General features: G+C 72.4%; 13 protein-coding genes. 9 read left to right on the top strand and 4 right to left on the bottom strand.

Going from position 1 to position 11,204, the window contains the following annotated elements; translation table 11 throughout:
• Positions 1-2 precede the first annotated feature (2 nt).
• Positions 3-890, top strand: coding sequence for a DUF3152 domain-containing protein (locus tag ACZ7CD_RS27065; RefSeq protein ID WP_458431441.1), 888 nt, complete (start codon positions 3-5; stop codon positions 888-890).
• On the top strand, positions 887-2,056 hold the full coding sequence (locus tag ACZ7CD_RS27060; protein WP_470371135.1) for a glycosyltransferase: 1,170 nt from the start codon (positions 887-889) through the stop codon (positions 2,054-2,056). Before ACZ7CD_RS27065 ends, ACZ7CD_RS27060 begins: the two co-directional genes overlap by 4 nt.
• Here ACZ7CD_RS27060 and ACZ7CD_RS27055 read toward each other — a convergent pair.
• A complete protein-coding gene (locus ACZ7CD_RS27055; RefSeq protein ID WP_470374885.1) occupies positions 2,028-2,381 on the bottom strand; it encodes an STAS domain-containing protein in 354 nt (117 codons plus the stop codon). The genes ACZ7CD_RS27060 and ACZ7CD_RS27055 overlap by 29 nt on opposite strands.
• A gap of 333 nt (positions 2,382-2,714) precedes the next feature.
• Here ACZ7CD_RS27055 and ACZ7CD_RS27050 point away from each other — a divergent pair, with 333 nt between their 5' ends.
• From ACZ7CD_RS27050 to ACZ7CD_RS27040, 3 genes are all read left to right on the top strand, one after another.
• The gene (locus tag ACZ7CD_RS27050; RefSeq protein WP_360392957.1) at positions 2,715-2,951 is read left to right on the top strand and encodes a hypothetical protein; all 237 of its coding nucleotides are present in this window, start codon (positions 2,715-2,717) and stop codon (positions 2,949-2,951) included.
• 139 nt (positions 2,952-3,090) lie between these two features.
• Complete coding sequence (locus tag ACZ7CD_RS27045) at positions 3,091-3,402, top strand: hypothetical protein (protein WP_360392960.1); 312 nt, start codon at positions 3,091-3,093, stop codon at positions 3,400-3,402.
• Between the two features lie 331 nt (positions 3,403-3,733).
• Positions 3,734-3,922: a hypothetical protein gene (locus ACZ7CD_RS27040; protein ID WP_470379975.1), complete on the top strand. Its 189-nt coding sequence runs from the start codon at positions 3,734-3,736 to the stop codon at positions 3,920-3,922.
• Positions 3,923-3,931: 9 nt separating this feature from the next.
• On the opposite strand, the gene ACZ7CD_RS27035 is transcribed toward ACZ7CD_RS27040, so the two are convergent.
• The 3 genes from ACZ7CD_RS27035 to ACZ7CD_RS27025 all read right to left on the bottom strand — a co-directional run bounded on the left by ACZ7CD_RS27035 (position 3,932) and on the right by ACZ7CD_RS27025 (position 7,062).
• Positions 3,932-5,455 (bottom strand): anti-sigma factor antagonist, encoded by a 1,524-nt coding sequence (locus tag ACZ7CD_RS27035; protein WP_470379974.1) that lies wholly within the window; start codon positions 5,453-5,455, stop codon positions 3,932-3,934.
• A 235-nt stretch (positions 5,456-5,690) separates the two neighbouring features.
• Positions 5,691-6,767 carry a TerC/Alx family metal homeostasis membrane protein gene (locus ACZ7CD_RS27030; protein WP_470379973.1) on the bottom strand — a complete coding sequence of 359 codons (1,077 nt, stop codon included), beginning with the start codon at positions 6,765-6,767 and terminating at the stop codon, positions 5,691-5,693.
• A gap of 88 nt (positions 6,768-6,855) precedes the next feature.
• The gene (locus ACZ7CD_RS27025; RefSeq protein ID WP_470371132.1) at positions 6,856-7,062 is read right to left on the bottom strand and encodes a CsbD family protein; all 207 of its coding nucleotides are present in this window, start codon (positions 7,060-7,062) and stop codon (positions 6,856-6,858) included.
• A gap of 245 nt (positions 7,063-7,307) precedes the next feature.
• Between ACZ7CD_RS27025 and ACZ7CD_RS27020 the strand changes: the two genes are divergently transcribed.
• From ACZ7CD_RS27020 to ACZ7CD_RS27005, 4 genes are all read left to right on the top strand, one after another.
• On the top strand, positions 7,308-7,460 hold the full coding sequence (locus ACZ7CD_RS27020) for a hypothetical protein (protein WP_360392972.1): 153 nt from the start codon (positions 7,308-7,310) through the stop codon (positions 7,458-7,460).
• Positions 7,461-7,555: 95 nt separating this feature from the next.
• On the top strand, positions 7,556-9,073 hold the full coding sequence (locus ACZ7CD_RS27015) for an FAD-dependent oxidoreductase (RefSeq protein ID WP_458431447.1): 1,518 nt from the start codon (positions 7,556-7,558) through the stop codon (positions 9,071-9,073).
• Complete coding sequence (locus ACZ7CD_RS27010) at positions 9,070-10,089, top strand: carotenoid biosynthesis protein (protein WP_470379972.1); 1,020 nt, start codon at positions 9,070-9,072, stop codon at positions 10,087-10,089. The genes ACZ7CD_RS27015 and ACZ7CD_RS27010 overlap by 4 nt, the downstream gene beginning before the upstream one ends.
• Positions 10,086-11,204: a glycosyltransferase family 2 protein gene (locus ACZ7CD_RS27005; protein WP_470379971.1), complete on the top strand. Its 1,119-nt coding sequence runs from the start codon at positions 10,086-10,088 to the stop codon at positions 11,202-11,204. Before ACZ7CD_RS27010 ends, ACZ7CD_RS27005 begins: the two co-directional genes overlap by 4 nt.

Raw genomic sequence — 11,204 nt, 5'->3', positions numbered from 1 at the left:
CGATGACCACCGGCAGGATCGTCATGTACGTCTTCGCCGCGATGCTGGCGGGGGTGACGCTCGGCCTGCTGAGGAGCTGGCCGCCATCGGACGTGCAGAACGGTGTCGCGCAGCCCCAGGTCCCGGTGATCGACTCGCGCATCTCCGTGCGCCCTGGACCCTCCTCGACCAGCACGCCGCCGAGCCCGTCGAGCACACCGAGCCCGGCGCCCGGCACCGAGGTCCTCGCGCTCACCAGCCCGGACACCCCGAAGCCGGGACCCGACCTGCCGCCCGGCGAGTACGTGCGCGAGACGGGCGAGGGCTGGTGGCGGACCATCGCCGGCACCACCCCGCAGGTCGGGCGCGGGCAGGTGCACACCTACTCGGTCGAGGTGGAGCAGGGCGCGGTGCTGCCCTCGCAGCACCAGCCGTTCGCCGCCGCCGTGGACGCGGCGCTGGCCGACCCGCGCGGGTGGACGGCGTCGGGGACCGTCGCCTTCCGCCGGGTGGACGTCGAGGAACCCGACGTGCGCATCCGGCTCACCGCACCGGCGACCGCCAGGGCCACCTGCGGGTTCGAGCTGCCCTACGACACGTCCTGCTACATCGACGGGGTCGTGTACGTGAGCGCTCCGAGGTGGTTCCGCGGCGCCGAGTCGTTCGGGGGAGACCTGGCGGGCTACCGGAAGTACCTCGTCAACCACGAGGTGGGGCACCACCTCGGTCACGGCCACGAGGTCTGCCCGCAGGACGGCGCGCTCGCGCCGGTGATGATGCAGCAGACCCTCTCCGTCTCGAACGACCGGCTCGCCGAGGTCACCGCCGCCACCCCGCAGGGCAGGACGGTGCCGCGCGACGGCAGGACGTGCCGGCCCAACCCGTGGCCGAACCCGGAGGTGACCAGGTGAAGATCGCGATGGTCTCGCTGCAGACCAACCCGTTGACCGCACTGACCGACCCGGACGCGGCCGGCCCGCGCCTGCACGTCGCGAAGCTCGCCGAGGCGCTGCGCCGGCAGGGCCACGAGGTGACCGCGTACACCCGCCGGACCGACCGCAGGCTGCCGCAGCGGGTGCGCGTCGCCGACGGGTTCGCCGTCGTGCACCTGCCGGCCGGCCCGGAGCAGCCACTGGAGGAGGACGTCGTCGTCGCGCACATCGGGGAGTTCGTGCGGCGGCTGCAGGGGTGCTGGTCCGGTGCGGCGGCACCCGACGTCGTGCACGCCCACCACTGGACGTCGGGGCTCGCGGCGGTGCTCGCCACCCGGTCGAGTGGAATCCCGGTCGTGCAGAGCTTCCACGCACCCGTCGGCGGCGACTCCGCCGGACCGGAGCGGCTGGTCGGGCGCACGGCAGCGGCCGTGATCGCCACGTCCGGGCACGAGGTGGACGAGCTCGTCCGGCTGGGCCTGCGCCGCTCCGCGATCACCACGGTGCCGTGGGGTGTCGACGCGGACGTCTTCACGCCGACCGGCCCGGCCGCACCGCGCACCGGGATGTGCCGCGTTCTCGCGGTGAGCGAGCTCGGCCCCGACGCGGGGGTGGACGACCTCATCGGCGCGCTGCCCGCGGTGGCGTGGACCGAACTCGTCGTCGCCGGCGGCGCGGACGGCCCCGAGCTGCGCCGGCTGCGCGCCCTGGCCGTCAAGCTCGGCGTCGCCGACCGCGTCACCTTCCGCGGCCCCGTCCCGCACGCGGAGCTGCCCGCCCTCTACCGCTCCGCGGACGTCGTGGCGTGCCCGCAGCGGCGCGAACCGTTCGGCGTGGCCGCGCTGGAGGCGATGGCCTGCGGTGTGCCGGTCGTGGCCTCGGCGGTGGGCGGCCTGGCCGAGAGCGTCGTGCACGGCGCCACCGGACTGCTCGTGCCACCGCGGGAACCCGGCCTGCTGGCACGGGCGCTGCGGTCACTGCTGCGCGACGACGTCCGGCGCCAGGAGCTCTCCTTCGCAGCCCAGGATCGCGCCCGCGTGCGCTACGCGTGGGAGCGGGTGGCGCTGGAGACGGCCACGACCTACGAACGGGTGATGTCCGCGAGCGGACCGGTGGTCACTCGGTGGCAGAAGACGCCGGTGTGAACGCCCCGACCGCGGCGGGCACGTCGGCGAACATCGTCAGCAGCTCGTGCAGCCCGGTCATCTCGATGGGCTGCCGCGCGGCGCGTTCGCTCGCCACGACGCCGAACGCGACCCCGGACTCCGCCGCGAGCCGGTTGACCGCCACGAGCACGGACAGGCCCGCCGAGTCGAAGAACTCCACCGCGAGCTCCAGCACCAGACCCCGCGGGCGCGCCTCCAGCTCCTTCGCCAGTGCGCCGTGCACCTGGTCGGCGTTGGTCATGTCGACCTCGCCGGCCAGCCGCACGACGGCGACACCGTCCTGCGCCGAGACCGCTATCCGCATCACCAGTCCGCCTTCCGCTCCCGACAAGCATCCCGGTCGCGGACGCGCGATGCACGACCGGTGTCCGTGACGACGCGGACCGGCAACTGGGCGGCCGGCGCTCCGGCCGCCTCCGCGGGCATTTCCGGCATCGGTCCAGTTCAAATGCTGAAACTCCCTCAAACGCAGGAAACGAGAGATCACTCGATAGGGTGATGAGGCGTATTCGTTCACACCATCGCGTGATGTCTGATTTTGTGTTCTGAGTGCACTTCGATACGGTTCTCGCGGAGTTGCGGCCGGTTCGATTTTCTCGGCGCATTCCGATCGATTCAATCACTCAAGGAGATTTTCGTGCTGAAGAAGGCAGGGGCGGCCGTCGCTATCGCGGGCGCTTTCCTCGGTTTCGGTTCGCAGGCGCTGGCCGACACCCCCGAGCTGGACATCACCGACCAGGTGGGTGTTGCGGACCTGAACGACTCCGAGGTCCTCAGCGACCTCAACGCCTGCTTCATCGACGTCAACGTCATCGCGGTGCCGGTCCTGTCGGACAACGACAGCGGTCTGTGCGGCAACCCCGACGACAAGTGACGCGACGGCGCAACCCGGGTTGCGCCGTTGTCGTGGGTGGGAGCGGGGCCGAGGCCGGGGTGCCGCACTCCGTTCCCCTTCTCCAGCACCTGCACGTAGTCAGACCCAACCACGAGTGCTCGAAGAGGAGCGATTCTCCATGCTGAAGAAGACTGTTGCCGCTGCTGTTGTCGGTGCTGCTTTCCTGCTGGTCGGCACGCCGGCGTTCGCGGGTGAGTCCGAGGACTTCGGCCACATGATGGCGATGGCCGCCGAGTACGACCACACCCACCAGGTCGGCCTGCTGAACCTGGAGGACTCCGAGGTCCTCAGCGACATCAACGTCTGCCACGTCGACGTCAACGTCATCGCGGTGCCGATCCTCTCGAACAACGACAGCGGCGTCTGCGCGAACCCGGACACCGACATCGACGTGGTCGAGGCCCACGCCCACGACGGCGACGACGACTGATCGTCTGACCGCTGCGTGACCCCGACCGTTTCGGCGATGTCCGGACGTCCGGTTCCGTTTTCTCGAACACGACGCGGGTGACCTGGGCGAACATCGCGACTGAGGTCGGCGGGTGCCGGTTCGCGGTTCAGCGGACCGGTGGTCCCCACCAAGCAGCGCCCGGCTGGGCAAACCAGCCGGGCGCTGCTTCGCGTTCGGAACCGTCGATTTGCCGGTGACCTCCGCAGCCGGGCAACGACATTGTTCCGCTTGCCACGACGTGGCGTCACCCGATCTCGCGGTTTGCAGGTTTTCGGTCCTTTTCCGCGATTCTTGCCGCCACAATGTCCGCATGACTGGTACGCCGATCTTCGATGAGCTGTACGCCAAGTACGTCTCCGGCGCGCCTCGCGCCGGGGCGGCGGTCGCGGAACGGCCCGTCCTGCCTCCTCCGGCGACGGCGAGAGACGAGCGACAGCACCCGCCCGCGGCGCAGCACCACCACGCGGCCAAGCACGAGGCGTTCGTGTGGCCGAGCTGAGCACCCGGTTCAGTCGGACTTCGTCGTGACACCCCGGCACGCCGCGACCCGTTCGTAGACCGCCACGGCCTCCCTCGCGATCCGGTCACCGCAGTAGCGCGCCAGCACCCGGTCACGTCCGGCGACGCCGAACTCCTCCCGCCAGGTGTCGTCGGCCAGCAGCCGCCGCAACGCCCTGGCCAGTGTGGCGGGCTTGCCGGCGGGCACGTGCAGGCCGGTGACGTTGTGCACCACGACGTCGAGCAACGCGCCGACCGCGGTGGCCACCACCGGGACGCCGCACGCCATCGCCTGCAACGCCGCGACACCGAACGGTTCCGCCGACGGCACGCACACCACGGCGTCGGCCGAGCGCAGCAGTCGCGGCAGCTCGGCCCGCGGCACCGCGCCCGCGAACACCACCCGGTCCCGCACGCCGAGCCGGCCCGCCAGCTCGCGCAGGTCCGCGTCGTCACCGCAGCTCCCGGCGACCACCAGCTCGGTGTCGTCCATCGTGGACACGGCGGTGAGGGTGTCGGCGACCCCGCCGCGGTGCGCCGGCCCGCCGGTCACGAGGACCCGCCGCAGGGCGTTGCGCACCGCAACCGGGCCCTCGGGGCGGAACAGCACCGGGTCGACCCCGCACGGCAGCACGGAGACCTGCGTGCGGCGCAACCCCAGCCGCCACAGCTCCTGCGCCTCCTGCGCGCTCATCGCCACGATCGCCGACGCCCTGCGCGCGACCAGCACCTCGGCATCGGCCCGCCGGCCGGTCCGCTCCGCCCCCACCGCGGTGTACGTGTGCACGACCGGGACCCCGACCAGGTGGGCGCCGATCACGCCCACCAGCGCGGAGGTCCAGTGGTGGGTGTGCACCACGTCCGGCGGACGCGCCCGCCACTCCCGCGCCAGGAACTCCGCGAACTCGCCGAGGTGCGGCACGGTCTCGTCCTCGGTGAGCGGGTGCTGTGGCCCGGCCGGCACGTGGACGACGTCGTAGCCCTCGGCGGTCCGCACGCGGTCCAGGGGTGAGGGGCCGTTCCGCCGGGTGTAGACCACCACCTCGTGACCCAGCCCGCTCAACGCGGCCGACAGCTGTCCGACGTGCGCCCCCTGCCCGTGGTCGGCCACCAGCGGGCTTGCCTGCTCCGACACCAGGGCGACGCGCATGCGCCGCACCACCGCCGGGCCGGCCGAGCGGAACGCGTCGAGCAGCGTCCGGTGCCGCGGCACGAGGTCGGCGAGGCCGCTGACCTCCAGCGCGTGCAGCACCTCCGGCCCGGCGGCGACCAGGTGCAGCGGAACGCCCCGGTTCGCCGTCTGGTCGTGCGCGTCGAGCAGGGCGCTGACCCCGCACGGGCTGAGCGAGACGACCTGTCCCAGGTCCACCAGCAGGGCACGGGGTTGCTGCTCGGCCTGTGCGGTCAGCTCGGCCGCCAGTGCCGGGGCCGCGGTTGTATCCACTTCGCCGGCCACGGCGACCACGGTGATCCCGTCGTGCGACGTCGAGTGGAGCGACCAGCGGTCGGTCAGCCCTGGAACGGGGTGCGGCATCTCGGGTTCTCCCTCGCACGAGGCCGGTCACCGAGCTGCAGGCTCAACTCGCACGTCAGGTCGTCAGGACTCCGAACCTAGGCCCGGAACGGCAGGGCCCACAACTCGACGTGCGACTGTCACCCAGGAGGGGTGCGCACTTCCGCCCGACCGGGAGGAAGGGGTCACGCGTGGTGATCTCGACGCGGGAGGCAAGTCCACTGTGGAGTGTTCAAGAACCGGCCCGCCGCAACGGTCAGCGACGCGCCCGGTCGTCTTCCTCTCGCCGGGTCCGTCCGGCGGACGCGCGCCGGGTCCGCAGCGAGGCGGGGCGGGCCTTCGCGGACGGGTCGCGCTTGGTCTTGACCAGGCTCGCCACCGTGACCACCAGCAGCACCACGGCGATGACCCCGAGGCTGAGCAGCGTGGGGATCTCCGGGACGCTCTCGTCGACGTCCTCGTGCAGCCACTGCAGGATCAGCTTCACGCCGATGAAGGCGAGGATCAGCGACAGCCCGACCGACAGGTACACCAACCGGTCCAGCAACCCCTGCACGAGGAAGAACAACGCGCGCAACCCGAGCAGCGAGAAGGCGTTCGCGGCGAAGACGACGTAGGGCTGGGCGGTGATGCCGAAGACCGCGGGGATCGAGTCGAGCGCGAACAGCAGGTCGATGGTCCCGATCGCCACCAGCGCCACGAACAGCGGCGTGACCATGCGCTTGCCGTTGTCGCGGGTGAACAGCTTGCCGTCCACGTAGTCGTCGGTCACCGGCAGCACCCGGCGCGAGGTCTTGACCACGACGTTGTCCTCGATGTCGGGGTCTTCGTCGCGGTGGCGGAACAGCTGCACGGCCGTGTAGATCAGCAGCAGCCCGAACAGCAGGAACACGAACGAGAACAACGACAGCAGCGTGGCGCCGAGCGCGATGAAGATCGTCCGCATGATGAGCGCGAGCACGATGCCGAACGTGAGCGCCTTGTGCCGGTGCTGGTCGGGCACCGCGAACGTCGACATGATGATGACGAACACGAACAGGTTGTCGACCGACAGGCTCTTCTCGACCAGGTAGCCGACGAAGTACTCCGAACCCGGCCCGCCGCCGTAGTGCAGCGTGAACCAGACGCCGAACCCGAGGGCCACCGCCACGTAGAACACCGACCATGCCGTCGCCTCGCCGAACCCGACGTGGTGCGGGCGCTTGGCCGCGACGAGCAGGTCGACCGCGAGCAGCAGCACGACCAGACCGACCGTCACCGCCCAGGTCAGGAAGCTGATGTCGAGCTGCTGGGCGTTCACGGGGCCGTCGCCGTTCGCGTGTCCATGTCGCACCGGGTTCCCGGTGACCGGTGTCCGCGAACCTCCGTGCTCCCCGCGAGCGGGTGGGACACCCCGGCGCGGGCGTCCCGGCTCGCTCCGGTTACTTCTTGAGGTTCTTCGTGACGCTGTCGACGATGCCGCCGACCGCGTCCTTCACCTTCTCGACACCGTCCTTGAGCGCAGCCTTGGCCTGGTCGGCGCGGCCCTCGTCGGCGAGCCGCTCGTCGCCCAGGGCCTCGCCGGCGGCCTCCTTGGCCTTGCCTCCCAGGTCCTCCGCCTTGTTGCCGAACTTGTCCGCCAGCGACATCGCGTCCTCCTCAGTCGAGTTCCGGATGTCTTGAGGACACGTGCTCCGCGGCGGGCGTCACGCCCTGATCAGGTGAACACCGGGTGAGCGTCGTCACGGGCCGGCCGCGGACCCCTGCATTCCATTATGGACGAATTCGTCGCCGTTCCCGGTTTCCGGTGGGTCCCGCGCGGGAAAGCTGGAGCACCACCGCCTGCCGCCGGCGGGCACAGCACTCGGAGAGTCGCATTCCCATGAACAACCAGATGGTTTCGCAGCGTGCCTCGGCGCAGTCGACGGCGGACGTCGTCGCGGACGGGCTCTTCAGCCACCCGGACGTGCAGCCGGCCACCACGAAGACCGCCGTCGCGGCCAAGCAGGGGTTCTACACCGACCTGTTCCGCGAGCCCACTTCCTGACCAGCGCTTTCGACGTCGCTGACCCGCTCGTCGTGCACACCGGCCCGGTCACCCATACGGTCGACCAAAGGGCTTGGGGCTGGACAGGAGCAGCGGTGAGGGATCGCAAGGCGGTGCGGATCGCCGCGCCCGCGGGACGGCCGGGGTTCACCGACGACGTTCCCGCCGTCGTCGTCGTGGGTGGCGGGATCGCGGGGCTCTCGGCGGCCACCGTGCTCGCCGAGCGCGGCGCGCGGGTGGTGCTGTGCGAACGCGAGGACTACCTCGGCGGGCGGGTCGGCGGCTGGAGCACGCGGCTGAAGGACGGCAGCGAGGTCACGATGACCCGCGGCTTCCACGCGTTCTTCCGGCAGTACTACAACCTGCGCGCGTTGCTCGGGCGGGTCGACCCCGGCGGCAGGGCGCTCACGCCGATGCCGGACTACCCGCTGTGGCACGCCGGTGGCGACCGCGACTCGTTCGCCGGGCTGCCGACGACCGCGCCGTGGAACGTGCTCGCGTTCCTGCGCAGCAGTCCCACGTTCCGGTGGCGCGACCTGCCCGGCATCAACCCGGAGGCGGCGCTCAAGCTGCTGGACGTGTCGGTGCCGGAGGTCTACGACGACCTGGACCGCATCGACGCCGTCGAGTACCTGGAACGCGTCCGGTTCCCGAAAGCCGCGCACGCGCTGGCGTTCGAGGTGTTCTCCCGCAGCTTCTTCGCGCACCCGCGGGACATGTCGGCCGCCGAGCTCGCGGTCATGTTCCACATCTACTTCCTCGGTTCCAGCGAGGGCCTGCTCTTCGACGTCGCCGCCGACCCGTTCCCGCACGGCCTGTGGGACCCGCTGGGACGCCGGCTCGTCGAGCTCGGTGCCGACGTCCGCACCGGCACCGAGGTGCGGTCGGTGGCCCGCGGCGGGAAGCGGCGGTTCACCGTCACCACCGCCGGCGGCACGATCGACGCCGACGCGGTGGTCCTCGCCGCCGAGGTGCCCGGTCTGCGCAAGGTCGTGGCCGCGTCCCCGGACCTGGGCGACGCCCCGTGGCGGGAGCGGATCGCGGCGCTGCGGACCGCACCGCCGTTCCTGGTGTCGCGGTACTGGCTCGACGAACCCGTGGACCGGCCCGGTTTCGTCGGCACGAGCGGGTACGACCTGCTCGACAACGTCAGCGTGCTCGACAACTACGAGCACGAGGCACGGGCGTGGGCGGCGCGCACCGGCGGCTCCGTCGTGGAGCTGCACGGGTACGCCATTCCGGCCGACGTGGACGAGGCCGAGGCCCGTCAACGGCTCTGGCAGCAGCTCACCGAGATCTACCCCGAGACCAAACGGGCCACCGTCGTCGACGAACGGCACGAATGGCGCGAGGACTGCCCGCTGTTCCCCGCCGGTGGCTACGAGCACCGGCCGCGGGTGAGCACACCGGACGACTTCGTCGTACTGGCCGGTGACCTCGTCCGGGTCGACCTGCCGGTCGCGTTGATGGAACGCGCGGCCACCACCGGGTTCGTCGCCGCCAACCAGCTGCTCGGCCGCTGGGGCGTCACCGGCACGGACCTGTGGACCGTGCCGTCCGAGGGCCGCGTGCCGCTGCTGCGCGCCGCGGCCCGCCGGCGGAGGTCCGCGTGACCGCAGCCGGGCAACCGACCGGCAGAGGGCCCACCGGCGCACGGGCGGCGGCAGCGGTCGCGTGGCTGTTCGGCGCGCTGGTGGTGCTGGCGCAGATCGTCTACTCCATGACCGACCCGGCCGACCGCCTGTTCACGACGGTCGGCTCGGTGCTCGCGTTCGCCGTCGCGTCGGTGTGCGACGCGTACGCGCGGTTCGGCCCGCGTGCGGCGGGACTGCTGGTGGCCGTCGCCGGCGGTGGCGGTCTGCTGGCCGAGACGATCGGCGTGCACACCGGGTTCCCGTTCGGCGACTACCGCTACACCGGCACGCTGGGCCTGGAGGTCGCCGGAGTGCCGGTGGTCGTGCCGCTGGCCTGGGTGATGATGTGCTGGCCCGCGCTGCTCGCCGGCCGGGCGCTGGCGCGGTGGCTGCGCGCGGACCGGCCGGTGTGGCCGGTGGTCGCGCTCGGTGCGTGGGCGCTGGCGGCGTGGGACGTGTTCCTGGACCCGCAGATGGTCGACGCCGGCCACTGGGAGTGGGCGCACCCCACCCCTGCGCTGCCCGGTGTGGCCGACGTGCCGCTGACGAACTACGCGGGCTGGCTGCTGGTCGCCGTGCTGATGATGACCGCGTTGCAGCGCACCGTCGGGGAGGCGCGCGAGCTGCACCGGGTGCCGTTGGGGCGGCGGGTCGTGGAGCTGTTCCGGACGCGCGAACCGGTGCCGCACCGGGGCGTCGGGACGCGGTCGGGTGAGCTGGACCGGGCGTCGGTGCCGCACCGGGCTGCCGAGGCGCGCCGGTCGGGTGAGCTGGACCGGGCGCCGGTGCCGCACGCGGCGGCCGAAGCGCGCCGGTCGCACGAGCTGGACCTGCGGTCCGGACCGGCGCCGGTGCTGTACCTGTGGACGTACGGGTCGTCGGTGTGGGCGCACACGGCGTTCTTCGGCCGTCCCATGGTGTCCGTGGTCGCCGGCCTGCTGATGGGTGCGGTGGCGGTGCCGTTCGCGGTGGCGCTGTGGCGAGCGCACCGATGAGGCGACTGGTCACCGGCGCGGTGCGCGGTGCCGCCGTCGCGGCCGTTGCCGCCGCCGCGCACACCGTGGTCAACGCGCGGCTGATGCGCGTGCCGCCCGCCGACCCGCGCGAGTGCGTGGAACCGGTGTCCGTGCTGGTGCCCGCACGCGACGAGGCCCATCGGATCGCGCCGACCATCCGCTCGGTGCTGGAGCAGGAGGGCGTGCCCGACCTGGAGGTCGTCGTGCTCGACGACGGTTCGGCCGACGGCACCGCCGACGAGGTGCGCCGGGTGACGGCCGGCGACCCGCGGCTGAAGGTCGTCACCGGTGACGGGCCACCCGCCGGGCTGCCGGGCAAGCCGCACGCCTGCGCGCAGCTGGCCGAGCTGGCCCGCGGGCGGGTGCTGGTGTTCGTCGACGCGGACGTCGTGCTCGCCCCGCACGCGGTGGCCGCGGCCGTGGAGCTGTTGCGCGCCAACCGGCTCGACATCGTCTCGCCGTTCCCGCGGCAGCTCGCCGACGGTGCCGCGACCCGGCTCGTGCAGCCGCTGCTGCAGTGGTCGTGGCTCGTGTTCCTGCCGCTGCGGCTGGCCGAGACCTCGCCGCGGCCCGCGCTGTCCGCGGCCAACGGCCAGTTCCTCGTCGTGGACGCCGGGGCCTACCACCGCTGCGGCGGCTTCGCCGGTGTCGCCACCGCCGTGCTCGACGACATCGCGCTGATGCGGGCGGTCAAACGCAGCGGCGGCCGCGGTGTGGTCGTCGACGGCAGCACGGTGGCGGCCTGCCGGATGTACGAGGACTGGGCGGACGTGCGGCAGGGCTACGAGAAGTCGCTGTGGTCGGCCACCGGCACCCCGGCGGCGGCGGTCGCCGTGTCGGCGTTGTTCGCCTGGCTGTACGTCCTGCCACCGCTGGCGGCGCTCACCGGGTCGCGCGCGGGTGCGGTCGGGTACGCGGCGGGGGTGCTCAGCCGCGTGGTGGCCGCCCGGCACACCGGTGGCCGGGTCTGGCCGGACGCGCTCGCGCACCCGGTGTCGGTGGGGGTGTTCCTGACCCTGGTCGCCCGGTCGTGGCGGGCCCGGCGGGCGGGCAGCCTGCACTGGAAGGGCCGTTCGTTGAAGGGGAGCAGCTGA

This window comes from Lentzea sp. NPDC036949 (genome assembly GCF_055608075.1).
This window is presented reverse-complemented; position numbering and strand designations above follow the sequence as displayed.

Coding starts and splice junctions, on each gene's coding strand:
- ACZ7CD_RS27045 (WP_360392960.1), top strand. CDS start 3,091: ATGCTGAAGAAGACTGTTGCCGCTGCTGTTGTCGGTGCTGCTTTCCTG.
- ACZ7CD_RS27020 (WP_360392972.1), top strand. CDS start 7,308: ATGGTTTCGCAGCGTGCCTCGGCGCAGTCGACGGCGGACGTCGTCGCG.
- ACZ7CD_RS27035 (WP_470379974.1), bottom strand. CDS start 5,455: ATGCCGCACCCCGTTCCAGGGCTGACCGACCGCTGGTCGCTCCACTCG.
- ACZ7CD_RS27055 (WP_470374885.1), bottom strand. CDS start 2,381: ATGCGGATAGCGGTCTCGGCGCAGGACGGTGTCGCCGTCGTGCGGCTG.
- ACZ7CD_RS27025 (WP_470371132.1), bottom strand. CDS start 7,062: ATGTCGCTGGCGGACAAGTTCGGCAACAAGGCGGAGGACCTGGGAGGC.
- ACZ7CD_RS27065 (WP_458431441.1), top strand. CDS start 3: ATGACCACCGGCAGGATCGTCATGTACGTCTTCGCCGCGATGCTGGCG.
- ACZ7CD_RS27005 (WP_470379971.1), top strand. CDS start 10,086: ATGAGGCGACTGGTCACCGGCGCGGTGCGCGGTGCCGCCGTCGCGGCC.
- ACZ7CD_RS27040 (WP_470379975.1), top strand. CDS start 3,734: ATGACTGGTACGCCGATCTTCGATGAGCTGTACGCCAAGTACGTCTCC.